This window comes from Paenibacillus bovis (assembly GCF_001421015.2).
Taxonomy (GTDB): Bacteria; Bacillota; Bacilli; order Paenibacillales; family Paenibacillaceae; genus Saccharibacillus; species Saccharibacillus bovis.
This window is the reverse complement of the sequence record NZ_CP013023.1, coordinates 4,502,818-4,529,552: the sequence shown is the minus strand read 5'-3', so window position 1 is coordinate 4,529,552 and position 26,735 is coordinate 4,502,818. Positions and strand designations below refer to the sequence as shown.

The 26,735-nt window shown below is 45.3% G+C and carries 23 protein-coding genes; 16 read left to right on the top strand and 7 right to left on the bottom strand.

Features of this window, described 5'->3' with window-relative positions; translation table 11 throughout:
* The first annotated feature begins 62 nt into the window (after positions 1–62).
* The 5 genes from AR543_RS19365 (at position 63) to AR543_RS19345 (ending at position 6,154) form a co-directional block, all read left to right on the top strand.
* Positions 63–1,484, top strand: a complete 1,422-nt coding sequence (locus AR543_RS19365; RefSeq protein ID WP_060536033.1) for a helix-turn-helix domain-containing protein — start codon at positions 63–65, stop codon at positions 1,482–1,484.
* A gap of 175 nt (positions 1,485–1,659) precedes the next feature.
* Positions 1,660–3,024, top strand: coding sequence for a helix-turn-helix domain-containing protein (locus AR543_RS19360; RefSeq protein WP_060536032.1), 1,365 nt, complete (start codon positions 1,660–1,662; stop codon positions 3,022–3,024).
* Between the two features lie 207 nt (positions 3,025–3,231).
* Positions 3,232–3,852 (top strand): DUF1269 domain-containing protein, encoded by a 621-nt coding sequence (locus tag AR543_RS19355; protein ID WP_145953932.1) that lies wholly within the window; start codon positions 3,232–3,234, stop codon positions 3,850–3,852.
* A 307-nt stretch (positions 3,853–4,159) separates the two neighbouring features.
* A complete protein-coding gene (locus tag AR543_RS19350; protein ID WP_060536030.1) occupies positions 4,160–5,191 on the top strand; it encodes an FIST signal transduction protein in 1,032 nt (343 codons plus the stop codon).
* A gap of 12 nt (positions 5,192–5,203) precedes the next feature.
* A complete protein-coding gene (locus tag AR543_RS19345; RefSeq protein ID WP_060536029.1) occupies positions 5,204–6,154 on the top strand; it encodes a methyl-accepting chemotaxis protein in 951 nt (316 codons plus the stop codon).
* A gap of 193 nt (positions 6,155–6,347) precedes the next feature.
* Here the strand turns inward: AR543_RS19345 and AR543_RS19340 are convergent, their stop codons facing one another.
* The gene (locus AR543_RS19340; RefSeq protein ID WP_060536852.1) at positions 6,348–7,046 is read right to left on the bottom strand and encodes an MgtC/SapB family protein; all 699 of its coding nucleotides are present in this window, start codon (positions 7,044–7,046) and stop codon (positions 6,348–6,350) included.
* 417 nt (positions 7,047–7,463) lie between these two features.
* Here AR543_RS19340 and AR543_RS19335 point away from each other — a divergent pair, with 417 nt between their 5' ends.
* From AR543_RS19335 to AR543_RS19320, 4 genes are all read left to right on the top strand, one after another.
* A complete protein-coding gene (locus AR543_RS19335) occupies positions 7,464–8,315 on the top strand; it encodes an amino acid ABC transporter substrate-binding protein (protein WP_060536028.1) in 852 nt (283 codons plus the stop codon).
* 157 nt (positions 8,316–8,472) lie between these two features.
* Positions 8,473–9,141, top strand: coding sequence for an amino acid ABC transporter permease (locus AR543_RS19330; protein ID WP_060536027.1), 669 nt, complete (start codon positions 8,473–8,475; stop codon positions 9,139–9,141).
* A 74-nt stretch (positions 9,142–9,215) separates the two neighbouring features.
* Entirely contained in the window at positions 9,216–9,968 is a 753-nt protein-coding gene (locus tag AR543_RS19325) for an amino acid ABC transporter ATP-binding protein (RefSeq protein ID WP_060536851.1), read from the top strand.
* Between the two features lie 320 nt (positions 9,969–10,288).
* Positions 10,289–11,314 (top strand): Gfo/Idh/MocA family protein, encoded by a 1,026-nt coding sequence (locus AR543_RS19320; RefSeq protein WP_060536026.1) that lies wholly within the window; start codon positions 10,289–10,291, stop codon positions 11,312–11,314.
* 103 nt (positions 11,315–11,417) lie between these two features.
* Here AR543_RS19320 and dctA read toward each other — a convergent pair whose 3' ends face one another.
* Complete coding sequence (dctA, locus tag AR543_RS19315) at positions 11,418–12,794, bottom strand: C4-dicarboxylate transporter DctA (protein WP_060536025.1); 1,377 nt, start codon at positions 12,792–12,794, stop codon at positions 11,418–11,420.
* Positions 12,795–13,063: 269 nt separating this feature from the next.
* Between dctA and AR543_RS19310 the strand changes: the two genes are divergently transcribed.
* Entirely contained in the window at positions 13,064–13,339 is a 276-nt protein-coding gene (locus tag AR543_RS19310) for a hypothetical protein (RefSeq protein ID WP_060536024.1), read from the top strand.
* Here AR543_RS19310 and AR543_RS19305 read toward each other — a convergent pair.
* Both AR543_RS19305 and AR543_RS19300 read right to left on the bottom strand, forming a co-directional pair.
* Positions 13,299–14,633, bottom strand: coding sequence for an MFS transporter (locus tag AR543_RS19305; RefSeq protein WP_060536023.1), 1,335 nt, complete (start codon positions 14,631–14,633; stop codon positions 13,299–13,301). The genes AR543_RS19310 and AR543_RS19305 overlap by 41 nt on opposite strands.
* A gap of 118 nt (positions 14,634–14,751) precedes the next feature.
* Positions 14,752–15,078: a DUF3817 domain-containing protein gene (locus AR543_RS19300; RefSeq protein WP_060536022.1), complete on the bottom strand. Its 327-nt coding sequence runs from the start codon at positions 15,076–15,078 to the stop codon at positions 14,752–14,754.
* A 417-nt stretch (positions 15,079–15,495) separates the two neighbouring features.
* Between AR543_RS19300 and AR543_RS19295 the strand changes: the two genes are divergently transcribed.
* The gene (locus AR543_RS19295; RefSeq protein ID WP_060536021.1) at positions 15,496–17,181 is read left to right on the top strand and encodes a methyl-accepting chemotaxis protein; all 1,686 of its coding nucleotides are present in this window, start codon (positions 15,496–15,498) and stop codon (positions 17,179–17,181) included.
* A gap of 245 nt (positions 17,182–17,426) precedes the next feature.
* Here AR543_RS19295 and fabV read toward each other — a convergent pair whose 3' ends face one another.
* A complete protein-coding gene (gene fabV / locus AR543_RS19290; RefSeq protein WP_060536850.1) occupies positions 17,427–18,617 on the bottom strand; it encodes an enoyl-ACP reductase FabV in 1,191 nt (396 codons plus the stop codon).
* Positions 18,618–18,900: 283 nt separating this feature from the next.
* On the opposite strand from fabV, the gene AR543_RS19285 reads away from it, so the two are divergent.
* The 5 genes from AR543_RS19285 to moaA all read left to right on the top strand — a co-directional run bounded on the left by AR543_RS19285 (position 18,901) and on the right by moaA (position 23,555).
* The gene (locus AR543_RS19285) at positions 18,901–19,428 is read left to right on the top strand and encodes a TetR/AcrR family transcriptional regulator (RefSeq protein WP_060536020.1); all 528 of its coding nucleotides are present in this window, start codon (positions 18,901–18,903) and stop codon (positions 19,426–19,428) included.
* Between the two features lie 248 nt (positions 19,429–19,676).
* A complete protein-coding gene (locus AR543_RS19280) occupies positions 19,677–20,663 on the top strand; it encodes an SDR family NAD(P)-dependent oxidoreductase (protein WP_060536849.1) in 987 nt (328 codons plus the stop codon).
* Positions 20,664–20,942: 279 nt separating this feature from the next.
* On the top strand, positions 20,943–21,368 hold the full coding sequence (locus AR543_RS19275) for a LysM peptidoglycan-binding domain-containing protein (RefSeq protein ID WP_060536019.1): 426 nt from the start codon (positions 20,943–20,945) through the stop codon (positions 21,366–21,368).
* Between the two features lie 254 nt (positions 21,369–21,622).
* Entirely contained in the window at positions 21,623–22,450 is an 828-nt protein-coding gene (fdhD, locus tag AR543_RS19270) for a formate dehydrogenase accessory sulfurtransferase FdhD (RefSeq protein WP_060536018.1), read from the top strand.
* 91 nt (positions 22,451–22,541) lie between these two features.
* On the top strand, positions 22,542–23,555 hold the full coding sequence (gene moaA / locus AR543_RS19265; protein WP_060536848.1) for a GTP 3',8-cyclase MoaA: 1,014 nt from the start codon (positions 22,542–22,544) through the stop codon (positions 23,553–23,555).
* A gap of 211 nt (positions 23,556–23,766) precedes the next feature.
* Here moaA and AR543_RS19260 read toward each other — a convergent pair whose 3' ends face one another.
* Together AR543_RS19260 and AR543_RS19255 are read right to left on the bottom strand one after the other, a co-directional pair.
* Positions 23,767–25,506: a methyl-accepting chemotaxis protein gene (locus tag AR543_RS19260; protein ID WP_060536017.1), complete on the bottom strand. Its 1,740-nt coding sequence runs from the start codon at positions 25,504–25,506 to the stop codon at positions 23,767–23,769.
* An 80-nt stretch (positions 25,507–25,586) separates the two neighbouring features.
* Positions 25,587–26,564, bottom strand: a complete 978-nt coding sequence (locus AR543_RS19255) for a BMP family lipoprotein (RefSeq protein ID WP_060536016.1) — start codon at positions 26,562–26,564, stop codon at positions 25,587–25,589.
* Positions 26,565–26,735 lie beyond the last annotated feature (171 nt).

The following is a 26,735-nucleotide window of genomic DNA, read 5'->3' as shown; positions in this document are numbered from 1 at the left end:
AGTGCGTTGAAATATACAGTTGTGGTAGTATATTTACCAGGTGAAGTAAGGAGAGACGGAATATGCAGAACACGCTTAATATTCGTTCCATTGTAGAGCAGGAACTCCAGCAAAAAGGATATAATCTAAGCCGCTTTAGCCAGGTATCCGGCATGAATCGGGGAACACTCAGCCTAATTCTTAATGGAAACCCTTCCAAGCTGCCTTCTATTCCCCAGATGGACAAGATCGCCGAAGCGCTAGGCTATGAGCAAGGATGGCTGTATGAACTATACCTGGAAGAGTGCTTTGACCGGGAAGTCCCTCACTGGCGGCGACTCAAGAATTTCCTGTACCGCTGTATTCAGTTGGACAAAGAAGAACTCATCGACAAGGCACTTCATCGCCTGATGGAAGATTGCAGCCAGACGGCCGCTGTATTTGATGCTGCCGAAGAATGGTATGAAGAAGGCTATCGGCAGGTACTGCTACCTTTCTATCGTTATGTTACTGTAAACGAGAAATACCGTCATGCGGAACGTCTGGCTATTAGCCATTATCGCATCTTCCGTCTGAGCCAAAGCGAGAACTTTGAAAACAATCTTCGTGCAGCGATCACCTTTGAACCGTATCGGCATGAATTGCCTGTGGGTTTTCGATTGGATGGTTTATTGAAGCTTATAAATGTTTATTACAATCAACATATGTGGGAAAAGGCAGAATTTTTTGCAGATGAGTTACGGGAATTATCAAGCTATGTTTATGAGAATAGGCTTCATATAAGCAATGATATAGAGGATGAGAAAGGCTTAAAAACAGAGCGTCATCTTGTTGTATATTATGGACAAGGTTATCTTATGAAAGGTAATGCTCTATTCTTACAAGAACGTTATAATGAAGCTTTAAAATACATTCAAAAATATGAAGATTTAAGTTGGTTTGAAGGTCTATACGAAGATGGCAAAAAAGAAGTGAATAAATTATCAAGTTTCGCCAGAGCTAATTTTCTGGCCATAAATCTTTTGAGTGGAAATAAAGAAAGTCTTTCTGAATACTTAGAATTACTCAGAAATGATGTTAATGAAATGCTACCAGGTTTACTATTTGTTATAGATGCAGCAAACAAATATGATTTTGCAATTGATTGTATTATTGAAGAATTTTTAGGTGAAGTAGTGAAAATGGAACAAGATCTTCAAACAAAAAATGGTTATTACCAAAGTGATATGAGTATGGAAAGGTATATAAGTTTATATAAAAAACTGGCTATTTATTTCTTTAAAGAGCATAGCTATAATAAAGCTATAGATAATATTATTAAATGTATATCCTTAAGTGTAAGAGCTAATAGCAAAAAAGATTTAATATCTTGCGTCTCACTGTTTGAATTATACAGACGGTACGCAACCGACTTCCAATTAGAGAAGTACCATCAATTTATGAAAGAGGTGTTAAGAATTGAAGAAGCGTATATTAGCAAGATTATTGACTCCTCAAATGGTTAGTTTGTTAATTTTGAGTCCGATACTATTGGATATCCTTAATACAGGGGCTACTACATTAGGTCATGGCGCAGGCGGCTAAATAAAAAAAGCATCAAAACTTAGGTTTTGATGCTTTTTTTATATTATATTTGGATAACGCAGTGAAATTGTTTATTAGATCTGGAGAATTTATATTATGAGAAAGTTCTATTTCCATACTGTGATCACTAACGAATTAAATAGCAAAGATCTTAATTTAAATAAAATCAGCCAACTAACCGGTATCAATCGCGGAACTTTAAGTGTTGTGTTAGGAAAAGATGCTTCCAAATTACCTTCTATTGATCATCTAGATAAAATTACTCAAGCTTTAGGCTATCCCGAAGGATGGTTTTATGATCATTATATTGAGGAATACTTCCAGGATCATACACCTCACTGGAAAAAATTGAAGCCTCTATTACATAGATGTATTCAATTAAACTTTTCTAAAAAAGTAGAAAAAATACTAAATTCGCTTATAGAAGATGAATCTCAAGTATCGCATATATTTAATTTAGCCGAACATTGGTATACAGAAGGTCAGCGCCAAGAGTTGATTTTATTTTATGAAACTGTCATTAAAAATGAAAAAAATCGTCATAGTGAACGTAATATAATTAGCCATTATCGTATTTTCTTTCTTACTACTGATGATAATGATGTAGAAGCCAGACTCCGTGCTGCAATCCGATTGGAAGCTTACTATAAAGAATTAGAAATTGGTTATAGATTAGATGCATTATTAAAATGTATCAGTATTTATTTCATTCATCGTAATTGGAGAAAAATTTGTAAATATTGTGAAGAAATGCGAGAACTGGCATTTAAGGTTTATAGTGAGCAATTGCATATGAAGATCAAGAAAAATGGAGAGCCTTATTTAAAAACCAAACGTTCTCTTATAGTATATTATGCGCATGGATATATGATTAATGGTACAGCTTGGGAAGAGCAAGGGGAATATGAAAAAGCATTAACTTATATTAAATATTACAAAGACCTTACATGGTTCGAAAGCTTTGATGAAGTAGGGAAAGAAGAAATGAATAGAATTCATATTTATGCTAGAGCAAATGAATTGAATTTACATGTTTTAATGGGGAATATATCCAGGCTTCCAGAATACCTGCAATTTCTCGAACAGCATCCTCATGAAATTTTGCCGGGCATGGTTACTGTTCTGCAAGCAGCTAACAAGCATGACTTTTCTCTTGATGATGTATATGCAACGTTATTGCAGCATCTCGAATATATCGAAAGCGATGCCCATTTAAAAGATAATTATTACGATAATGCCAACACAATGGATATGATGGAAAAGCTATATCGCCAGCTCGCCGTATACCATTTCCGCCAGGCAAATTACTCCAAAGGTATCGAATACATGTCCAAATGTCTCGCTATCGCTAATCAGATCAACAAGAAAAGTGAGTTCACCGAATATCCGGAATTACTTAAAGTATTAAAAGAATGGTCTCTACTCATGGAGCGTAATCAAAAAGCTGACTCGACCGATTAATGGATCAGCTTTTTTAGTTATGCTCATTTCATTCTCCAACAAAAGTCACTCTTATAAATGCTTAATAACATACATATACTTAGCTACCTTCGCAATAATCACATCTTCTTCACCTAACCGATTATTTGCGCACCTGCAAACGGGTAATATACATAGAACACATATAATCTTCTGGTCATCCAATCTTCTGACAAAGAAAGCAGGTGCATGATGGAAAATGTAATGACGGTCGTATTCAAAGAAGAAAGTAAAACGTATCAGGCGCTATCCGAACTCAAGAATTTGCGGCTTAGTGAACAATTTACGGTACTGGAAGCGGCAATTGTCAAAAAAGAAGGCGGGCAGGTACAGTTCAAAGACGGATTCAGCGCAGATGGAGCGGTAGCCGGCAAGTGGATCACCGGAGGTCTGCTCGGTTCGCTCATCGGCATACTCGGCGGGCCTCTGGGCGTGCTGCTGGGCGGCAGTATTGGCTCCATGATCGGAGCTTCCATGGCAGCAGACAAGCTGTCCGACGATGTAGGCATGATTCAAGCGACCGTTCGGCAGCTGGATGAAGGACAGCTGGCTCTGATCGCGATTGTACAGGAAGAGAATATGAATGGACTCAATCAGGTGCTGAATCCGCTGGACCCCGAATTTATGATGCGGAGGGATGTCAATGAAGTCAGCGCCGAAGTTGATCAGGCACGTGAGGTAGAGCGCGAACTTGAGAAAGAAGCCCGGGAGCGCATGCGAAGCCAGCGCCTGGAAGAATTCAAGGACAAGGCAGAAGATATCCGCGATCGGGTACGTGAGCAGTTCGATAAACTAAAGCAGCGTTTCTAAACGGTTGACTGATTTTGACGAAATTTGTCGCTATTTTATTAGTTTGTATAAAATTAAGTCGGGTAATAGCCGATAACTAAATAAATTGCTAATGACATTGTCATTCTGCAAACGATATAAGCAGGATTCATCGTTTGTGGAATGACTTTTTTATTTGGACAGAAAGTATAGCTATAGCGCTCAGGTAATATGTGTTTGTGCCGATAAGTATTAAACTAACTTAATTATCAAAAAAATAATGTCTATGATTCAGCAAATACCGGGTATGACGCTTTGGTCCATATTTCTGTAATGAGAGGAAGATACAATGAAATCCCTATATTTTAAAACAACCGGCCAGGCCAGGGAATATATTCAGTCTAATCCTGACAAAGGCATTGTCTTGTTCACCACGGTCGAGAATGTCAAAGAGATGAGTACCTTTGCTACAGAGCATGTTATACTGTGCTCTACAGCTGGCGAATACACGTCCGAAGGATTCAAAGAAGGCGTGATCAGCGGATTTGCCTACCAGCGTGATCTGGTAGACGTGATTGAGATCAAATCACCTGCCATTCTCAGCATCGACGAGCTTCAATCCGGCTACAATAAGGTCCGCAACAACAAAAATGCATTCATGTTTATTCTATATGATGGATTGTCCGGACAGGAAGAAAGCGTCATGACCACTTTGTTTTTTATGGATGAGAAGTTCAAGGTAATCGGCGGCAGTTCCGGCGACTACGTGAAGTTCAAGGAGACGGCTGTATATATTGGCAGCCGCAAAGTGAACGGGGTAGCTCTTTACTTTAACTGGCCAAGACGGACACAGCTGCTCAAGGAAAATCTCTATTATACGACCGGACAGCGTCTGCTTGTTACCGATGCAGAGCCGCTGAATCGTCTCGTGCGCACCTTCAACAATCGTCCTGCAGCGGTAGAGTATGCGAATGTACTCGGTATACCGGAGAATCAGCTGGAAAAGGCATTTATGAATAATCCGCTCGGCAAAGTGATCAAAGACAGCACCTATATTACTTCTCCGATGAAAGTAAACCCGGACAAGTCGATTACCTTCTATTCGCAGATTGCTCCGAATACGTATGTGGATGTACTGCAGCCGCTCGATGTACACCAGTGTTTCCAAGAGACGCTGAATGCGATGGAATTCAAGCCAGCCTTTATCCTGTCGGTTCACTGCATTCTGCGCAGCCTCAAATTCAAAAGCGAGAACACATGGAAAAGCCTGGACGACAAGCTGCTGAGCGTCAGCCGCAACCAGGCCGGCTTTATCAGTTACGGCGAACAGATCCACAATAAGCATTTCAACCAGACGATGGTACTTTTGGCGTTTGAATAGGGGGGAACCAAGATGCTGAAAAGCGTATTTAAAATAAAAAAGACAGATGTGATCAATGCTGGACCGGACAACCAAGAACTGCAGGCGGAAAAGCCATTTACGGCGCTGCCCTATGTATACATGCTCAGCCATGAAATCGAGAAGAATATTCAGCTTGTGCTGGCCGAAGAGCGCAATATCACCTATGGATTCAAGCAGGCTGCAGCTTCATTAAACGAAACGACCAAAGAAATCAAAAGTATCGAAAATGTATTGCATGAGCTGGATAAAGAAACAGAAACGATCATCAATGAGGTTGCATCCAGTATTGAAGTCTCCCAGGATACCATTGTCGATACGCAGAATCTGGTCAACGAGTCTGCCGGCAATATGAATGAAGTCTCCGGTGTTTTCGAGAACATGGTGGCTGTATTCAATGCGATCGAAGTAAAATATAAAGAGATCAATCAGTTTGCCAGCACGATCACCAATATTGCGACCCAAACCAACCTGCTGTCGCTGAATGCCTCCATTGAGGCTGCGCGTGCAGGCGAGGCGGGCAAAGGCTTCGCTGTTGTAGCGAGCGAAATTAAATCACTATCCGATACGACCAAAAAGAGTGCTACAGATATTCTTGATCTGCTCGGAGACATGAGCAAGATTCTCGATTCGATCCGTCTGGAATCCAATAAGGGCAAAGATATTGTCAAAGTAGCCAGTGATACGATGCAGCGTTCGGCCGAAAGCTTCGAGAGTGTAATGACGGCAGAAGCAGAGGTCAATCGGCAGCTGCAGGCGGTGAAGTCTTCGCAGCTCAAAAGTATCAATGATATTGCCAAGAACATTTCCAATATTGCCGATCTGTCCAGCAAGCAGAACCAGAATATCGATGAACTGATCTATAACGGGGACAAGAAATCCGAACACTATCTGTATATTCTCAATCATATGAACCAGATCAAAATGCTGGAGCAGCAAAAATGACAGGTACGTCCCACAGCAGAAAGACTCCATTCCGATCAAAGAATGGAGTCTTTCTGCTGTGCGCGGCTTTCAATATCGTTTAGTATATCTGCTGCTTCAGCGACAAAAATCAGTAGGACGCTATACCCGATTCCGCCCTATCAACCTATAGTCTGTCGGGGACTCATGATCTATTCCCGCTGGAATCATCGATCTACTCCAGTTGGATCTTGCGCACATCAGGCTGGGATTGCAGGATCAGCATAACATCCGATGTACGCATCGAAGTAGGGAATTTGATTTCCATCTTGAGCTGGATTTCCGATTCTATATGCGTATCGGGAATATCCGAATTACTCTGGGTAGGGGCAGTTGTCTCGGAATATAATTTGACGATATAGATTTCATTGTCTTCCAGTGTCTTCAGCAGGTTCTCGACCGGGTCGGTATGATTGACCAGACTAACGGACAAAGTATAGGTTTTGGCTCCCAGTACAGGGGCGCTGCGGCCATGCATGGCGAATTGGACGATAAGTATAAGTGCAGTGACACCGATACCTACTGCGTACATCCCGGCACCTATCGCCATGCCGACACCGGCGGTGGCCCAGATGCCTGCGGCTGTAGTGAGTCCTTTTACCTTTTGCTTATTCATGAAAATGGTACCTGCGCCCAGGAAGCCGACGCCGCTGACGATCTGTGCAGCGACCCGGGAAGGGTCAAGAGATACATTTTCCCAATTCCCCATATCGGTAAATCCGTATTTGGAAATAACCATCATCAGTGAAGCACCGACAGATACAATAAAATGAGTCCGTATACCGGCTTCCTTGTGCCTGCTGCGGCGTTCATAGCCAATCAGGGCGCCGCATACTCCAGCCACAACGACCCGCAGAATATATTCAAGTGTCATCCATGTCAATGCCAACCACCTCCTGAATGTTGATGTATCGGTTCTCTGCATAATATTCATCATAAACATTAAAATGTATATACCCCGGAATGTTTGAAACAGCACAGTTTTGGCTATGAATGGTGTGAAATGAATTTATCGATTTTTCACAATTTATTCCTGTTATGTTAGTAATGAAACAGACAAATCGGGTAAATTATGATAAATTGATTAAACCAACCATTTTTATCGGAAAAAGAGTTGACGGATAATGTCAGACAGTGTACTATACAATTTGCAGTTCGTTATTTTTTGAGACCAAGTGAGGAAATACTAATGTATGAATTGCAGACGTTTCAACAAACAGCGACCAAAGACTCGTGACGGGGTCGAATGTATAGATATTCATCATATTTATAATCGAGGGGAGTATTACAAATGAAAAAATGGGGTTCTTTGACTCTGATGCTGATTCTGACCATGCTGGTGATTGCCGCATGCGGTAACAGCTCCAATACAGCAACAACCGGCAGCGGTACCGATCAATCGGCGTCCACTACCGAAAGCACACCTTCTTCCTCCGGTGCACCGACACTGGAATCGGTAAAAGCCAGCGGCAAGCTGCGCATTGGTACGGAAGGTACGTATGCTCCGTTTACTTTCCACGACGAGAGCGGCAAGCTGACCGGATTTGACGTGGATATTGCTACAGAAGTAAGCAAACGTCTGGGCGTAGAACCTGAATTCGTTGAAGCCAAATGGGACGGTATGATTGCCGGTCTGGATGCCAACCGTTTTGATACTGTATTTAATGAAGTGGGCGTGACTCCGGAACGTCAGGAGAAATATCTGTTCTCTGATCCGTACATCACTTCCAAAGGCGTACTGATTGTGCGTGACGATAATACGGATATCAAAACCTTTGCCGATCTGAAAGGCAAAAAATCTGCTCAGTCCCTGACCAGTAACTTTGGTAAAATTGCCGAAGAAAATGGTGCAGAGCTGGTAGCAGCGGATGGATTCCCGCAGGCTGTACAATTGCTGGCTTCCGGACGCGCAGATGCAACGGTTAATGACAACCTGTCCTACCTGGATATGAAAAAACAACAGCCGGATTCCCCAATCAAAGTGGTAGCCGAGCAGGATGATGCTTCCCAGAGTGCAGCGATTTTCAATAAGAGCAGTCAGGATCTGGTAGACGCTGTAAACAAAGCGCTGAAAGATATGAAAGCAGACGGTACTTATCTGGAAATCTCCAAAAAGTACTTTGGTGAAGATGTATCCAAATAATTGGATAATGAACAGTAAACGGTAGATTGCCGTTTCACCTGTTGCAGCACAATATCTTGACGCTCCCAAGGGACGTCAAGATATTGTGTTTTTATGAGAACTCCTGTAAACCGATAGGAATATCCGAAATTATACTTTACCCTGAGGAGGAATAGCGATGAATGACCGCCAGATCCAAATTGTACTCGACTCCTTCTGGCCTTTATTTGAAGCCGCACTAAAGTACACACTTCCGCTGGCGATTAGTTCTTTTGCTATCGGATTGGTATTGGCTGTGCTGACAGCGCTGGCGCAAATCTCCGGCGTGCGTATTTTGAAATTTATTGCCCGTGTATATGTATGGATTATTCGGGGAACGCCATTGCTGGTGCAACTCTTTATTATCTTTTACGGTCTGCCGACGATCGGTATCATACTGCCTGCGTTTGTTGCAGCCTTGATCGGTTTCTCGTTGAGTGTAGGGGCTTATGGTTCGGAGATTGTACGATCTGCTATCCAGTCGGTACCCAAAGGACAATGGGAAGCCGCTTATTCGATCGGTATGACGCGCGGTCAGGCACTGCGCCGGGTTATTTTGCCACAGGCAGCCCGTGTATCGGTACCGCCGCTGGCGAACTCTTTTATCGGGCTGGTCAAGGATACTTCGCTGGCTTCTAGTATTACGTACATCGAATTGTTCTACAAATCACAGCAGGTCGTAGCGCGTACGTATGAGGCATTGATTCTGTATGCGGAAGCGGCTGTCATTTATCTAATTTTCACCTCGGTACTGTTTGTACTGCAGAGCTATCTGGAGAAACGGCTGGGTCGTTCACTTTCCAGCTGATTACATTCGATTCCAATCATAATGAATAAACAAGATATCCTTTTATTTTGAGGCAAAGGAGTGATTCAACGATGATGCTGGAGATTCGCAATTTGCACAAAGCGTTCGGTTCCCTGGAAGTGCTCAAGGGAATTGATGTGAATCTGGAAAAAGGAAAAGTACTCGCGATTATTGGACCTTCCGGTTCGGGGAAGACGACTCTGCTTCGCTGTATTAATCTGCTGGAAATGCCGGATCAAGGCACGATGAAGCTGAGTGACCGTGAACTGAATTTTCAACCGGGACGCAAAATTGCCAGTCGTGAAGTCACTGAGCTACGTAAGCGTACCGGGATGGTATTTCAATCCTATAATCTGTTCCCGCACAAAAATGTGATGGATAACATTATGGAAGGCCCTGTTGTCGTGCAGAAAAAAGACAAAGCACAGGCATTCAAAACAGCACAGGGCCTGCTGGAAAAAGTAGGACTCGGAGATCGCGGGCATTATTATCCTCATCAGCTGTCTGGTGGTCAGCAGCAGCGTGTGGGGATCGCCCGCGCGATGGCGATGGAGCCGGATGTGCTGTTGTTCGATGAACCTACCTCGGCACTGGACCCCGAACTGGTGGGTGAAGTGCTGCGTGTAATCAAGCAGCTGGCTCTGGAAGGACGCACAATGGTCATTGTTACCCACGAGATGAAGTTTGCTGCGGATGTAGCAGATCATGTTATTCTGATGGATGGTGGTCATATCATCGAACAGGGACCGCCAGATCAGGTGATTAATCATCCGCAGAGTGCCCGTGCACAGCAGTTTATGAACCGGATCAGTGGAGAAGATATTTAAGTCAAAGACCCATGCAGGCGTTATATGGACGAATATAGATGCTGCGCCACTGCTGCACCATCTGCTGCTTTTTTAACAGGATAAAGTGAATGATACAGGAAAGATAAAGAGCAATCCTTGCCGATACTGACCGGAAAGGGTTGCTCTTTTGTTATATTCAGGGTGCCTAGAATCTTTGCTTGTTGATATATTTTTATCGCAAATTATCGTCCGGTTTATCTAAATTTGGGTAATTATTCCCCAGGTGCTGGATTAATAGCCAGGAATTCGATAAGATAACTGTTGAGCACTTTACTTCAATTCTAGGAGGAATAGGATTCATGGATAAAGTCAGAGTAGCAGTAGTCGGATGCGGAAGCATCTCGGAACGTCGTCATATTCCAGAATACGCAGCAAACCCGAATGTAGAGCTGGTTGCTTTTGCTGATCCGGTACTGGAGAGAGCACAGGGCTATGCAGATTTGTATAATGCCAAAGCCTATACCGATTATAAAGAATTGTTGGCGGCTGGTGGGTTCGATGCTGTAAGCGTATGCACGCCGAATGCACTGCATGCCGAAGTAGCGATTGCCGCATCCAAAGCAGGTGCACATGTACTCGTCGAGAAACCTATGGCTGTATCAGACGAAGAAGCACTGGAGATGATCGCGGCAGCGGAGCAGAATAATGTATTTCTGATGGTTGCCCATAATCAGCGTCTCATGCCTCCGCATCTCAAAGCCAAGGAAATCCTGAAGCAGGGTCACCTGGGCCGCGTTCTTACTTTCCGTACAGCGTTTGGTCATGCTGGTCCCGAAGGATGGAGTATTGATGGCAAGAACAGCTGGTTCTTCCGTAAAGGCGAAGCTGTAATGGGCGCAATGGGCGATCTGGGCGTACATAAGTCGGATATGATCCGCTGGCTGCTGGATGATGAAGTTGTTAACGTAAGCGCATTTATTGGAACTCTTGATAAAACAGATACGGATGTGGATGATAATGCCATCTGTCTGCTGCGCATGGCCAGCGGAGCTATTGGTTCTCTCGTAGCGAGCTGGACATCCTATCGTGGCGAAGATAACGGTACAGTACTCTGGTGCGAGAATGGCGTGATGAAGATCGGTACCGATCCGGTGGATCAGGTTATCGTGGAACTGCGTAACGGTACAATCGAACGTTACCAGATCGGCGAGATTGCTACCAACGAGAAACAGGTAGCGAGCGGCGTAATGGACGAATTCATCAGCTGTATTCAGACAGGCACAGCACCGATTATCTCCGGTGAAGAAGGCCGTCGTTCACTGAATGTTATTCTGGCTGCATTCCAGTCCCAGGCCGAAGGCAAAACAATTACACTGAATGCTTAATTGCTGAATTCCTTTTTTGAATAAATAAGCAAGAGCTGCTGTCCGATCGGGCAGCAGCTCTTTTTGATAGCATATTCATTAAGATCGAGCAGCCATGAGCTGCTTAAATCGAACCGGGGCGTGGTTCAGGCAAAGGTGTTCTGGCATAAGCAGCGGCAATCTCATCTGCAGGAGACAGAGGATTGGAGGAAGCAGTTGGTTGAGCAGGATCGATCAAGTCTGTATCCGAAATCTGCCCGGACAACACAGTTTTCATACGTTCGGTATCCAGCATACCTTCCCAGCGAGCGACCACAAAGGCTGCCACACAGTTACCCATCAGATTCGTAAATACGCGCATCGTATCCATAAATCGATCAGCCCCAAGCAGCAATGCCACTACGGCTACTGGGAATGCATTCAGTGCCGCTGCCGTAGCAGACAAAGCGAGAAAAGCAGATCCCGGCACGCCAGCCATTCCTTTGGAACTTAGCATCAGAACGGCCAGAATGGTAATCTCCTGGGTAAGAGTCAGATCAATCCCTACAGCTTGAGCCAGGAATACCGTTGCCAGCGACAGATAAATCGAAGCTCCATCCAGATTAAAAGAATAGCCTGTAGGTACAACGAGTCCTACGACTGCTCGGTTGCATCCTGCCCGTGTCAGCTTGTCCATCATTCGCGGCATAACTACCTCGGACGAGGCTGTACCAATCGCCAGCATAATCTCCGAACGTGTATAACGGATAAACTGTATCATATTCATCCCGGTAATCCACCATGCTGCCAGCCCAAGAGAAAGCAAAAACAAAAGTGCCGATACATAGCAAGCGATAATCAACATTCCATAAGAAGCAAGTGTAGATGTACCATATGCACCTACTGTATAGGCGATAGCGCCAAATGCTCCAATCGGTGCCAGCTTCATAATATAACCGACTACCCGGAAAATAAGCTCCATGATCTGATCAACCAGTGTCAGTACATTATGCTTCAAAGCATGATCACTGGCGGCAAGCGCCGTCCCAAACAGGCAAGCAAGCAGCAGCACCTGCAAAAGCGCATTCTGTGCAAAAGCATCGACTGCACTGGTCGGAATCATATTCAGAATAAAATCAACAGTATGAGGCAGCTCCGCTCCACCCGTTTTGGCCGCTACTGCGTTCGGGTCAAGCGTACTAACATCAATATTCATGCCAGCTCCCGGACGCAACCATTTGGCAGCTGCGAGGCCGAGTACCAGAGCAACAGTAGTAGCAATTTCGAACCAGATAATCGCTTTCAGACCGATTCGGCCTACCGCTTTGAGATCACCGGCTTTGGCGATTCCTGCTACGACTACAAAGAAAATAAGTGGAGCAATCAGCATTTTGATCAGTTTGATAAAACCAGTACCGAGCGGCTGCAGCATAGCACCGAAGTCGGGCCACAATATGCCTGCACCAATACCAATCACAACAGCTACAATAATCTGAAAAAACAGGGATTTGAAAAAGGACATAAACAACCTCCTTGGCTTCACATTATTCCATGTAGCTTTTTATAACATAGCGTGCAGCAGCAGAATAGTTGTATCAAGCTTATTTAACAGATTGCACAATGTTTTTATTGTAATTTGAATATAAAAACAAAAAATAACGAATAATATGTAAGTATAAATTACATATTATTCGTTATTGACTAAAATGTGATAATCAAATGCTGGGTTTTTAGGGATAAAAGTGGTAAAATAAAAGTGTTCTTTAATTATTATTCTGGGAGTGAATCAAAATGGCACGTACACAAACACAAAAGGCTATTCGCAAAGCACTGCGAAGCGGCAGTATAGCACCAACCCTGGAACGCAGATCCAATCAGGAATATGCAGCAATCTCACAGCATACACGGATTACACCGAGCAAGCAGGAACGGATGCAAAAAATCAAACACAAGAAGCAGATTCTACGGGATGATGCTTCTTTTTTTATGCCGTTTATTCCGAGTAGTACATACGGCAGTATCCCTGTTAATCAAATCGCCGAATCGCCGGTATACATAGCCCAATGATAACAAGCACCATGCCGGAGGCTGCAAACAGCCCGATCGTAAAGAGGCCTCCAACCTGATCTGCCAGCCACCCGACCATCAGATAACCGACAGGCAGCAGGGCAAAAGAACCCAGCATATCCAGACTGACTACCCGTCCAAAGCTCTCGGTCGGTACCAGCTCCTGCAGACTTGTCTCCCAGACAAGTGCAAACATCATCAGCCCGAATCCTTCCAGCATCATAACCATAATCAGACCTGGCGTCCACGTAATCACGGATAACAGGAATAATGCGATTCCGCTCAGCAGTGCACCGCCATAGCCGATCCATCCACGCCGACGCCAGTGCACCCTTGAACCAAAAATCAATGCACCGATAATAGCTCCGACCCCGGTAGCTGCCATAGCCAGTCCGTAAAGCAGCGGTGTCAGCTGGTAATGAACTTTGAATAACCAGGGAACCATAACAGCAATAATTCCCTGATAACAGATATTCAGCAGGGAGAAAATAACGATAGTAATCCATAGCCAGGGGATCTTTTTTAGAATCCAGATACCTTCCAGCAGATCAAGCCAGATCGCAGCCCGGGCAGAGTCTGGCTTGGTATACTTGATGCCACTTTCTTCCCCGGCAGCAGGCTGCTGCTTCGCTGCGGCAGAACGCCGGCTGGATACAAAATGACGGCCCAGCATCATAAAGCAGAACAATGAAATCAGATACGTGAGCGAATCCAGAGCAAATCCGCTTCCCGGAGAAGTGAATGTAACCAGCAATCCTCCCAGGGAAGGACCAAGCAGCCGCACTCCCTGTATGCTCATCTGTGTCAGCGCATTGGCAGCGTTACGAATGTCCGGCGTGAATATCTCTGCACGAAGCGCTGCATAAGCCGGATTGAAAATGCCATCCATCAGCCCATACAAAGTTAGTCCAACGTACAAACGGGGCAGCGTCAGCTGATCGGTAAAAATGAGGATGGCTCCTGTCAGCATCACTGCAAATCGTACCGTATTGGTAAACAGAATAAGACGTACCCTGTCCGTATGATCTACAATCCATCCAGATATGGGAAGCACCAGTACATTCGGTAAAATGTAAATGGTCATCGCCAATCCCATAATTGTGGATGATCCGGTCAGATTGTAGACTACAATCGGCAAAATGATCATAGTCACAGAACTGCCCAGCATGGCAATCAGCTGTCCGATCCATAAATAAGTAAAAGCCCGTGACTGCCGAACCGGAGAGAGCAGGCGGGCGATCATGGACAAAGGTTCTTCAGCAGGCTGAGACTGCGTTTTGATATGAGTGTGCATCCTGGCCTCCTGGTGATTCTATTATGTATAGTTCTCGTTTCCTTATTGTACACAGAACATGCCAAAACGGCTATGTATCCATAGCCGTGGAGTGAATAAATATGTACCTGTCCCTTGATTATCCTTTTTGGACACGCGCTTCCGGCACGAGGGTTGGCTCCTGACGCTTGAGGTAGCGATCGAAAACAAAAGGACCAAAAGGCAGCATGGAAGCGATCATGGCGAGCACCGCCTGCTTGAAAGTCAATTTGCGGATGACCAGCGTCAGAGCGATAACAGCGGCATAGCTGACAAACAGCACACCATGAATCATGCCTACATACGTAACCATCAGCGGCTGATCAGCCCAATATTTAAGCGGCATGGCGACCAGTACCAACAGCAGATAAGATAACGCTTCCACATTACCGACGATCCGCAGCAGAGACATTGCATTTTTGAACATTGTTGCAGTTCCTCCTGTTCATTATCTCATCCAAAGAGATAAAGCAAATCCTCCGGCATGAAATAATAAGAATTTTAATAATTTAAATATAGCGTATAAAATAATAAAAATCTGCTTATAAAGTTACGAATTATTGAAATTCGATACAAATGATTGTGAATATTTATATTTATACATATGGCTCTTATACTGCATATAACAACGTGCAAATAATTTAAAGGATTAATATAATTAAGTATATTAGCTAATAGTTCCTTGTTCCTAATACATAGTTCATTGGTCTACATACAAGCATAATGAATAATATGGTTGAAAATGGTTAATTAGTCGTATTACACCAAAATATTTGTCTAAATTATATTGCAAAAAACCCGATAATAAAGTTAGTTACAGAACAACAATTCGGGGGAACGCAAAATGAAGGTTAAAACAAGGCTTATACTGATTTTATCTATACTGATTATTTCTATTCTGGGCAGTGGCACACTGTCGGTTACCACTATTGCACAGTCGATTGAACAGAGTAGCACGCTGCAGGGGAAAATGGAGCTGCAGGAGCATACCAAACATTTGGAATTCCTTTTGTCAGGACTCTCCAATGATGAACGCGGTTATTTGTTGACAGGCAAGCCGGATTATGTAGATGGAATGAAAACGAAAATCCAGGGTATTCAGCAGACGCTGACAACGATCCAGCAGTCACCCTATGGTCAGGACTATCTCTCTTCCGCACAGAAATTGAACGACATTTTGACTCAAGCTATCGCCATGAACGAGAAAATGGTTGCCCTTCGTGCACAGGATGAGCAGGCGGCAACTTCACTGCATTTTGGAGAAGAGCGCACACTGCGTAAGGAAGTGCTTACACCGGCAGTAGATGAACTGGTGAATACACTTGCTGATGATGTGGTTCAATTAAAAGCCAGCAATGATCAAAAAGCCAAGCTTAGCAATCTGATTCTGCTTATTGTAACGATTGCAGCTTCTGTAGTGGGCATTATACTCGGTATTATTTTGCTGCGTTCGATCCTGAAGCCGCTGAATCTGCTGAACAAACAAATGACAGATATTGCTGAAGGCGAAGCAGACCTCACGCAGCAGATTGATATCAAGCAAAAAGACGAGTTTGGCATGCTGGCCGCAAGCTTCAACAAGTTTGTCGCTTCCCTGCGGGATATTGTCAGCCAGATCGGTGCTTCTTCCGAAATGGTCGCTGCGTCGGCAGAGGAATTCTCCGCCAGTGCAGGACAGTCCAAAGCAACTTCCCAACAGGTTGCCGAATCGATGCAGGTCATTGCCGATCAGGCAGGACGTCAGACACGCGAGCTGGATCGTACCAGCGAGACTTTGCAGAATTCGCTCGATAAATTGTCGACGATTTCTGTCAATGCGACTGATATGGCGGATTTCTCCAATACGATGCGCCAGCAGGCAGAAGAGGGTTCCCATTCTATTCGTCAGGTTGGTGACCAGATGAACTCTATTCATCAGTCTGTCGATCAGGCCGATCAGAGCGTAACGGTACTGGCTGCTCATGCGAGTCAGATTGATGCGATGACCACATTGATCAATGAAGTGTCTGCACAGACCAATTTGCTGGCATTGAATGCGGCTATCGAGGCTGCCCGTGCCGGTGAACACGGCAAAGGATTTGCTGTAGTTGCTGATGAAGTGCGCAAGCTGGCTGAACAGTCAGCTGCTGCTACCCAGCAGATCAAGGATCTGGTTACACGTATCCAGACAGAGACCCAATCCACGCTGGGTGCGATTCAGACAGTCAAAGCAGACGTAGCAGCAGGTAGTGAAGTAACCCGTTCGACAGTCGAGCAGTTTACCCGCATTTTGCAGGCGGTTGAGGATATCTCTGGCAAAACCAGCGAGATTGCCCAGCATACCGTCCAGATGAATCATGACTTTACCGAATCTTCCCATGCGATGAATCAAGTGAACCAGGGCACGCGTGATATCTCCGGCAGTACGCAGGAAATTGCTGCAGCTACCGAAGAGCAGCTGGCATCGAGTGAAGAGATTATGTATTCTGCCGCTTCCCTGACCGATCTGGCCGAAGAACTGCAAGTTCTTGTACACCGTTTCAAAGTATAATTCCCGATTATACAGCCTACACTCTACGTGGTTATACAATCAGTATCTGCTACTTGGCCTTGTATAATATAGGTCTTATACCGCAGCAGGGCCAAGGCATAGCTGGCAGTCGTAGCATACGACAGCAGCGAATCAGGCCGATATCTCGCCATAAAGCAAAAAGCACGTTCTCCTGCAACAGGGAACGTGCTTTTTTTATAAACTGAATTATTGCTGAATTACACGCTTGATAGCCCAAAGGACAATTAGCGTGCGTTAGGCACTTTCACATCCGGTTCTACATCTGCATCGTAATCGACCCCGTCAGTCTCAAAGCCGAATAGCTGGAAGAATTCGCTGCGATAGCCTTTCAGATCCGTCAGCTCATACACATTTTCCGTGCTGATCTCGTTCCAGATCCGGGTAACCTCAGCCTGTACATCTTCGCGCATCTCCCAGTCATCCAGACGCAGACGCTGCTTCTCATCCACAGGTGTTGCGCCTTCGGTATACAGACGATCTGCATACATCCGGTACATTTGCTCAATACAGCCTTCATGTAGTTCTTTTTCTTTCATTACTTTGTAAAGGGCGGACATATACAGCGGAACAACCGGAATCGCAGAGCTGGACTGGGTTACCAGTGCTTTGCACACAGCGACATAGGCACGTCCGCCATTTGCACCGAGCTGCTCGTTCATATGGCGTGCAGTCGCTTCCAGATGATCCTTGGCACGGCCGATAGAGCCCTGACGATAGATCGCCTGGGTAATATCCGAACCGATATAGGAAAAGGCTACCGTAACCACATCGTCAGTCAGAACGTCTGCAGCACTCAGCTGATCCATCCAGGACTGCCAGTCATCGCCGCCCATAACACGTACCGTTGCTTCGATTTCTTCCTCGGAAGCAGGCTCGATACTGATATCGGTCACTTCTCCGGTATGGAAATTAACCGTTTTGTTTGTATAGGTCTCGCCGATAGGCTTCAGTGTGGACGTATACGTCTCACCGGTATTTGGGTCTGTACGACGTGGAGCAGCTACACTGTAGATAACCATATCGACTTTGCCGAATTCCTGACGAATAGCTTCGATGGTGCTGGCTTTTAATTCATTCGTAAAAGCATCGCCAATAACACTCAGAGACTTCAGGCCTGCTTCCTGTGCAGCTTTTTCAAAAGCGGCAGAGTTATACCAGCCTGCTGAAGCTGTACGACCTTTGACAGAGCCACCATCACGATAGACGCCAATCGTATTTGCTCCTGCACCAAAAGCAGCGACAACGCGTGCAGACAGTCCATATCCGGTGGAAGCACCGATAACCAGCACATTGCGTGGTCCCTGAATTTTTGGTTGGGATTGTACATATTCAATCTGTTCCTGAACCTGACGGGCACAGCCGTCCGGATGAGCAGTCGTACAAATAAATCCTCGGGTTCTTGGTTTGATAATCATAGAATTAAATTCCTCGCTTTCCATCATATACATATCAGTGATCATCGTATCTGCTGATGTTGTATTTCCAATAACATACCTTACGTATTGTAGCATTTTTTGCAAATCCGTACACCTGGTGACACTGCTGATGCAGATGTATAAAAAGAAAAATAAAACAAAAGCTGAATTAACACTTGCATATACAGAAAAGATCATTTATATTTTTAGTAATTGATCAATCACTAATTAAAAACAATGAATTAGCTGCTTCACAATGAATAGGCTATTGATGGAGGATTATATGAAAAAGAGCAGTGCTACATCCGTGAATCGCAAAAACGACATTATAGCCGCAGCGATCGAGGTGTTTGCAGAGCAGGGCTATTATCGCGCTACCACTGCACAGGTCGCCGAACGGGCCGAGATTTCCCAGCCGTATGTATTCCGTTTTTTCTCGACCAAGGAGAAACTGCTGGTTGAAGCGCTGGAAGCTTCCTGGATTCGTATTATCGAAGCTTTTCAGAAGATTGTTGCTTCGGCGCCTGGTAATGAACTGGAACAGCAGTTAATCACAGTCTACGCGGATATTATGAATGCCCATCGCAACGAGATTATTTTGCAAATGCAGGCACAGACGATTCAGGAACCAGCAATCGTCGAAGTAATGCAGCGACGTTTTCACGAAATTCACGAGATGGTTTATCAGGCTTTTGAAAAGGCAGGAATAGAGCGTCCCCTGGAGCGCACGCTGCTGTTTCTGGCACGAGGAATGCTCTGCAATATCTCGATGTCACTGAATCTGCCGGAATTGATGAAGACGGAAGATTAGAAATAATCCGGATGGTTTTATTCCAAATAGCTGTACACTGCAGCTGAACAGATAAAACCGTCTATCTTCATCATTATATAAATATTATTCTAACCAACAGTAATTGATCAATCACTAACAAAAAGAAGGGAGAGATTATTATGTATTCAAATCAGAAAGAAATGAATCCGGTATCCTTCGTCTCGTCAGATCAGAACTTGTCCAACGAACAACAAAGCGGAACTGCGGCATTGTATCCGGCTGCTCCAATTCATCAGGCTGTCGTTCTGGGTGCTACAGGAGGTACAGGCAAAGCGATTGTGATGGAGCTGCTCAAACGAGGAACAACAGTTATAGCGTTTGGCCGATCTCAAAGCAAGCTGGAGCAGCTGTCGGCAGAGCTGCACCATCCGGTTCACCTGCATTTGTATACAGGCGATGTATTCCGGACAGAAGATGTGTACCAGGCAGCAGAGGGAGCAGAAGTCATCTTCCATTGCGCTTCGGTTCCTTATCATGAGATGGAGAGCAGACTGCTGCCTATGGGCCTATCCGTATTGTCGGCAGCTGAACGCCTCGGTATCCGGGTGGTCGCTGTCGACGGTATCTACCCGTACAGTCCGAGCCGTGATCGGCAGCCAGTGGAGGAGAATTATCCCAAACAGCCTATTACTAGAAAAGGAAAAACCAAGCTGCAGTTTGAACAATTGGTTTTTGATTCCCGCTGGTCTGTTATGAAGGCAATGATTGTACGGCTACCGGATTATTATGGTCCTACAGCCAATGATGCTTCCTATCTGGGATCTACACTCCAAAGTATCGCTGCTGGTCAGATTGCCTTTTTTATCGGGAACCGGAAGGTACCTCGCGAGTATGTATATTTGCCGGATGCGGCTGTTATGATTGTCGAGCTGGCGTGCAGGGAGCGGGCCTATGGCCAGAACTGGCATATCCCAAGCGCCGGAGCCATTAATGGCAGGGAGTTTATTCGTATGGCGCAGCAAGCCGCCGGAATATCCAGACCGGTAATCGCAATGGGTAGAGTTACATTGTCACTTATCGGTACTTTCCAGCCTGTACTCAAAGAAGTGGTAGAGATGCTCTATCTGACCCGTCAGCCTCTAATACTTAGTGGAGCCAAATATGAACGTTATATTGGACCCATACAGGCCACTCCTTATCAAACAGGTATCGAGCATACGATTCAATATTTGCAAAATAAAAGTCAGAATCAGGTTCTACAGATTAACCCGTAAGCGCCAGGTTACAAAAAGTATAAATCACAACTATAGTTATTGATCAATTACTAACTATAGTTGTAATTATTGATATGGATGTTTAAAATATAGATAGGTTGGTTACCAATATAGTATAATAAATAATTTTGTCCAATATAATAAAATTATATTTAAATAGGGTTGCAATCTTCTTTAATTGGTGGTATATTTAATTTATAAGGTTACGAAATAAATGTTTATCACTTTATTAAAGAAGATTATTATATTTTATTAAATTAAAAAGAGGAGCAATTCAAAATGAACAGTAAATTTCAAAAAGTAATGTTGTCCACCGCTTTAGCAGCCAGTCTGGGAGCCGTTGCCGTTGTCGCACCAATCGGAGGCAGCCACGCTTTTGCCGCAACAGATAGCCAATCCAGCCACGATAAACGTAAAGACAGAGAAGAGAACCGCGCTAACAATGCTGCATTCGTAGCAGCACAGGAAGCACAATTCAACAAATTGTTCGGTAGCCAAAACGAAGAAAGCACTACTCCTGAACAACCAGCAACAACTGCACCAGCTACAGAAAACAAAGATACTAAATCTCCAATCACTGTTGTTGTTCCACAAGGTGCCAGCCTGACTGAAATCGCTGCTCAATACGGTATCACTGTAGACGAACTGGTTGCTGCCAACAACCTGCTGCCTGCTGGATATCAACTGACTGTTCCACAAAAGTAAGAAGCTGACCGGAAGTACCCCCTTTCAGATCGGCCAACAATCCCTTGTTCAACCGGTATCTGCCAAATACCGGTTGAACAGTTGATATAAAAAGCTGACGCCCTCCCCTGAGCGTCAGCTTTTTTTGCTGTTTCCTGCATATAATCATCGGTGGTAAGGTTCGAAATCATCGGTTTGGTTTACCGATATTACAGTAGGCGGTGCAGGATGGCTCTGTCAGACCTCCTCAAAAAACAGCGAACAGGGATGAGATTATGGACTATAACGTACAGCAGCAGCGCAGTATTGTCCGCTATAAACGGGGGCAGTTTACCGAAGAGCCGGATACTGTTGTATCTGAACAACCGGTGACTATCAAAGTCAACGGCGAAGAATTTGTAACTCTTGTCTGTACGCCGGAATATATTGAAGACATGACGATAGGTTTTCTGGCTTCCGAAGGAGTAATTCAGCGGTACAGCGATATTCAGGAATTATGGGTACAGGAGCAGCAGGGTTATGTGCATGTGCGTACCGATCGCTGGAATCCACAGCATCGCCAGCTGTTTACCAAGCGTTATATTACTTCCTGCTGTGGCACAAGCCGGCAGGGATTTGTTTTTTTTAATGATGCCCGTACAGCGAAAAAAATGGAAGATATCCATGTACGTGTATCTTTCGAACAATGTTTTCAACTGATGGATAACGTCCAGCAGTCTGCGGAGCTATTTCAGCGGACAGGCGGTGTGCATACGGCAGCGCTTTGCGAACCGGATCATATTTTGCTGGGTCGCAGTGATATCGGACGCCATAATGCACTGGATAAAATCTATGGCTGGTGTCTTCGACATCAGATTAATATGCAGGGGAAAATTATGGTGTTCAGCGGCCGGATTTCTTCGGAGATTCTGACCAAGGTATCCAAAATCGGCTGTGAAGTCATTTTGTCCAAATCTGCGCCTACTGCGCTGGCTCTGGACCTGGCTGATCATCTGGGGATTACTACAGTTGGTTTTGTGCGGGACGATAGCTGCAATATCTATACACACCCACAAAGAATCCGGGAATATGCGGACAAAGCGCAAAATTCTATGCTATTCTAAAAGGAACAACTTTATCTTTCTGCGCTGTATTAAGCAGCGGGAGGAGGATTGGAGCAAGCAGGTTAAGCAAGCGATGATTGGAGGAGATACGATGACAGCCTATGACCAGCATAACCGTATATTAAGAGACTTACGGATCTCTGTCACAGATCGCTGCAATTTCCGCTGCCGGTATTGTATGCCGGAAGAAATATTCGGCAAAGATTATGCCTTTTTGCCTGATGAACATATGCTGAGTGAGCAGGAGATCGGCCGCATCGCAGCTATTTTTGTAGGGATGGGGACCCGAAAGCTGCGTATCACCGGAGGGGAACCTCTGCTTCGCAAAGATTTGGTCCATATTATCCGGCGTCTGTCTGCACTGGATATCGAGGATCTTTCCCTGACGACCAATGGCAGTCTGCTCGCCCGCAAGGCTGCTGCTTTGCGCGAAGCGGGTCTGCACCGGATAACCGTCAGTCTGGATAGTCTGGAAGATGATCTGTTCCTGAAAATGAATGGCGGACGCAGCCGGGTACAGCCTGTACTGAATGGGATTGATGCTGCAGCAGCGGCAGGACTGCAGGTCAAGGTCAATATGGTGGTACAAAAAGGATTTAACGAAGAAGCAGTCGTACCCATGGTAGACTATTTCCGTGAACGCGGTCATATTCTGCGGATGGTTGAATATATGGATGTAGGCAATACCAATGGCTGGAATCGCCAGCATGTGGTCAGCAAGCAGGAATTGCTGGACAAAATCGGTGCACACTGGCCCTTGGAGCCGATTGCTCCGAATTATGAAGGCGAAGTGGCTACACGCTATCGGTTCGTCGATGGCAAAGGAGAAGTCGGATTTATCTCTTCGGTAACAGAAGCCTTTTGCTCCACATGTACAAGGGCTCGCCTATCTGCGGAAGGCAAGCTGTATACATGTCTGTTTGCGACTAAAGGACATGATCTGCGCGCGCTGCTGCGCTCCGGTCAATCAGACGAAGAGGTTGCCCGTGCTGTATCCGGTATCTGGAGTAACCGGCATGACCAGTATTCAGTAGAGCGTGGAAGCAACTCGGCAGTTCATAAGCAGGATGGACCACGGGTTGAAATGTCTCATATTGGAGGTTGAGCATGATTTTGCTCCCCTGATATGACCAGATCTGTTTCTATTGGGCGGGGCTGCGGATGAAGCTCATACAAAGTAAGTATTATCTGTTATGAATTTCTGTTATAAATTATTGGTTGAGTATAAACCCTTTGCTGAATGATAAAGAATATCAAAAAAGCCGCCCGGTATATGCCGGAGCGGCTTTTTTTCTCAAGATACGGATAATAGGGGATCAGTCCTGCAATGCAGGTGAAGTGGAGACAACTGCAGAAGCATGATTGGCTTTTTCACTATTTGAAGCGGCAGATACTGTAGAGGCATCCATGTGGAAGCGATCCAGCTCATGCTGCATTTCCTGGCGAATCTGACGCAGCATTTTGACTTTTTCGCCGGATTGGCGGAACGCATTTTGCTGTTCTACGGTTGAAGCGGTAATCTCCTGGCTGCCGGCAGCGGATTGTTCGGTGATGGCGCTGATATTTTCAATCGCCTGTTGCACCTGATTGCTCAGTTCATGCGAAGATTGCATATCCTGAGCGAGTTTGTTCACCTGGCTGGCAATCTGCTTCACCTGGTCGCTAATCTCGGCAAAGGAAGCGTCGGTCGACGCCGTCGCCTGCTCTTGCTGCTGGAATAAGGTGAGACTCTGGGAGACCGAAGCCTGTACCTGACTAACTGCGGATGTGATGGAATCCACCGCTTTGAAAATCTGGCTGGCTGCAGTTACCGATTGATCGGCCAGCTTTTTCACTTCGCCGGCTACTACGGCAAATCCCTGACCGGCTTCACCGGCACGGGCTGCTTCAATCGAGGCATTCAGTGACAGCAGGTTGGTTTGCGAAGCGATCTCGGATACAAGCATAGTCATGCTGGCGATCTCGGCTGCATTGGTTTCCAGCGCACGTACGGTCTGGGCCACTTCAGCCATGGCAGCACGGTTGCTGGAGACGAGCTGCAGCTGTTCTTTCATCTGGCTGCTTCCGTGTTCTATCGATTGAATAGCACCTTCGCTGTAAATAGCCGATTCTGCAGTCGTTTCCAGATTGGCCTGGAATTTGTGCTGCATCTCGTCGACAACAGAGACTGTTACACTGAGGTCTTCGGCTACTTTTTGACTGCCGATGGCCAGCTCCTCTACCGAGATAGCGACCTGGTTTACCATTTCCTGCATACGATCATTGCTGCGATCAATATCCTGTGCCATATCATCGACACGATTACCGGCATGTCCGATCGAGCCAACAATACTGCGCAGATTGCCAATCATTTGGCGGAACGACACATTCAGTTCATCCAGCTCGTCCTTGCCCTTGGTAGGAGCAAGTTCTACAGTGAGGTCTCCATCAGCGATCCGCTGTGCAGCATGATTCAGGGTATGAGCACGTTTGGCGAGCTGACGCGCAGTATGGGTATTAAACCAGCCTACAGCAATCAGCAGCAGAATCGCGCCTGCCAGAGCAATTTGCCAGGTCAGATCAATACTGTTGGTCAGATCTTTGGTGTATTCGCTGTATCCGGCTTTGGTAAGCTGATCCAGCATGTAGACGTCATTTTGAATACCTTCGACACGGATACTTTGACGTTTGGCTTCTGCGCTGTCCATATTATTCATGGCAGTAGCCGATTCTTCGTTTAACTTTTTGAATTTGGTTTTGGCTGCTGCGAGCAGCTTTTGTTCTTCGGCATCCTGCAGCATGCCATTGGACAGTGTATCGAGCGTAGTCTGGATTTTTTGCAGCTGGCCGGTTACCAGTGCCTTATTACTCGCAGACATGGAAAAAGAAAAATTGCTCAATGCCTGTCCGGTTTGGACGAGGTCTCCATCCAGCTGCTGAACATCCAGCATGGCGGGAACCAGATTATTATTTTGGGAATTAATGCTCAGCAGCTGGAAAATGATATAACCTACCAGCACCAGTGAGGCGACCAGCGATATCATTGCATTCAGCACCAATTTGCCTTGTAGTTTCATGTTAGCCTCCATTTACAGCGTCTGATTATCAAACGCGTGGTTCAGTCAATAATAATCATGATGCGCAAGTCGATCCGGGATTATGAGCTTGGAATATTGATTTTGATTTCGCCCGAGATCAGTTTTTGCTGCAGCTCCTCCAGCTTGGCCTGTTGTTCCTTGGTCAGTTCAAGCAGATGAATCTGGGTCAGACCCACGCCGCCATCCTGTAATCCGAACACCATATCCTTTTCCGGGAAGGAAGCATTGCTTTTCATATAGGTCTGCAGCGCATTATAGATGGCTACATCAATATTTTTGACCATGGATGCAATAACGGATTTTTCGGCGAGGAAAAACTGGTCGCTATCGACACCGATCGAGTATTTGCCTTCTTTTTGCGCTTCCTGCAGTCCGCCGACGCCGGTGAGTCCCGCTACAGTATAAATAACATCTGCATTGTCACGAGTGATCATCTCTTTGGCTGCCTTTGCACCCAATTCGGCTTTACCAAAATCACCGGTGTAATTGACCGAGAAGCTGGTATTTGGATTAATGGCGCGTGCGCCCTGTTCGTAGCCAATTTGGAATTTATGAAGTAGAGAAGATTCGACACCGCCGATAAAGCCCAGGTGGCCTGATTTGCTGGCCATCGCGGCAAGAGCACCGGCGAGAAAGCTGCCTTCTTCTTCTTTGAATGTAATAGATGCAACATTGGCCAATTCCGATTTTTCATCAATCAGCAGAAATTGACGGTCCGGATGTTTTTTGGCAGTGGCTTCCAGGCTGTCTTTGACAGAATAGCCCAGGCCGATAATGATATCATTGCCTTCTTTAACGAGCTGTTCGAAGCCTTCATCATACGTACCGGTATCGGCAATTTCCTTGTAGTCAAACAGAATGTCGCCTTCGTCACGTGCTTTGATCAGTCCCTTGAATGCACCGTCACTGAATGACTGATCGCCCAGGCCAATATCCGACAGAACGATTCCCACTTTTAGTCTTTGCTTGCTGGCAGATGTATCCGCTGTCTTTTGTCCGGAGCATGCACTCAGGAGAAGGGCGGTAACCAGAATCATACATCCTAGATAACTCCACGTTTTATGTTTCTTCACTGCTGTTATCCTCTCTATGTTTAATCGGAATTTACCTACCTTATATCGGCTGTGAGGATTTGTTAGTGAAGAGTGAGAGAAGGGTGAAACACAAATTTGCTAAATAACTTAGAGATGCTGAAACAAATGGTGAAA

What these genes read in the sequence shown, in the direction of transcription:
- AR543_RS19365 (WP_060536033.1), top strand. Translation starts at nt 63, where the DNA reads ATGCAGAACACGCTTAATATTCGTTCCATTGTAGAGCAGGAACTCCAG.
- AR543_RS19360 (WP_060536032.1), top strand. Translation starts at nt 1,660, where the DNA reads ATGAGAAAGTTCTATTTCCATACTGTGATCACTAACGAATTAAATAGC.
- AR543_RS19355 (WP_145953932.1), top strand. Translation starts at nt 3,232, where the DNA reads ATGATGGAAAATGTAATGACGGTCGTATTCAAAGAAGAAAGTAAAACG.
- AR543_RS19350 (WP_060536030.1), top strand. Translation starts at nt 4,160, where the DNA reads ATGAAATCCCTATATTTTAAAACAACCGGCCAGGCCAGGGAATATATT.
- AR543_RS19345 (WP_060536029.1), top strand. Translation starts at nt 5,204, where the DNA reads ATGCTGAAAAGCGTATTTAAAATAAAAAAGACAGATGTGATCAATGCT.
- AR543_RS19340 (WP_060536852.1), bottom strand. Translation starts at nt 7,046, where the DNA reads ATGACACTTGAATATATTCTGCGGGTCGTTGTGGCTGGAGTATGCGGC.
- AR543_RS19335 (WP_060536028.1), top strand. Translation starts at nt 7,464, where the DNA reads ATGAAAAAATGGGGTTCTTTGACTCTGATGCTGATTCTGACCATGCTG.
- AR543_RS19330 (WP_060536027.1), top strand. Translation starts at nt 8,473, where the DNA reads ATGAATGACCGCCAGATCCAAATTGTACTCGACTCCTTCTGGCCTTTA.
- AR543_RS19325 (WP_060536851.1), top strand. Translation starts at nt 9,216, where the DNA reads ATGCTGGAGATTCGCAATTTGCACAAAGCGTTCGGTTCCCTGGAAGTG.
- AR543_RS19320 (WP_060536026.1), top strand. Translation starts at nt 10,289, where the DNA reads ATGGATAAAGTCAGAGTAGCAGTAGTCGGATGCGGAAGCATCTCGGAA.
- dctA (WP_060536025.1), bottom strand. Translation starts at nt 12,794, where the DNA reads ATGTCCTTTTTCAAATCCCTGTTTTTTCAGATTATTGTAGCTGTTGTG.
- AR543_RS19310 (WP_060536024.1), top strand. Translation starts at nt 13,064, where the DNA reads ATGGCACGTACACAAACACAAAAGGCTATTCGCAAAGCACTGCGAAGC.
- AR543_RS19305 (WP_060536023.1), bottom strand. Translation starts at nt 14,633, where the DNA reads ATGCACACTCATATCAAAACGCAGTCTCAGCCTGCTGAAGAACCTTTG.
- AR543_RS19300 (WP_060536022.1), bottom strand. Translation starts at nt 15,078, where the DNA reads ATGTTCAAAAATGCAATGTCTCTGCTGCGGATCGTCGGTAATGTGGAA.
- AR543_RS19295 (WP_060536021.1), top strand. Translation starts at nt 15,496, where the DNA reads ATGAAGGTTAAAACAAGGCTTATACTGATTTTATCTATACTGATTATT.
- fabV (WP_060536850.1), bottom strand. Translation starts at nt 18,617, where the DNA reads ATGATTATCAAACCAAGAACCCGAGGATTTATTTGTACGACTGCTCAT.
- AR543_RS19285 (WP_060536020.1), top strand. Translation starts at nt 18,901, where the DNA reads ATGAAAAAGAGCAGTGCTACATCCGTGAATCGCAAAAACGACATTATA.
- AR543_RS19275 (WP_060536019.1), top strand. Translation starts at nt 20,943, where the DNA reads ATGAACAGTAAATTTCAAAAAGTAATGTTGTCCACCGCTTTAGCAGCC.
- fdhD (WP_060536018.1), top strand. Translation starts at nt 21,623, where the DNA reads ATGGACTATAACGTACAGCAGCAGCGCAGTATTGTCCGCTATAAACGG.
- moaA (WP_060536848.1), top strand. Translation starts at nt 22,542, where the DNA reads ATGACAGCCTATGACCAGCATAACCGTATATTAAGAGACTTACGGATC.
- AR543_RS19260 (WP_060536017.1), bottom strand. Translation starts at nt 25,506, where the DNA reads ATGAAACTACAAGGCAAATTGGTGCTGAATGCAATGATATCGCTGGTC.
- AR543_RS19255 (WP_060536016.1), bottom strand. Translation starts at nt 26,564, where the DNA reads ATGATTCTGGTTACCGCCCTTCTCCTGAGTGCATGCTCCGGACAAAAG.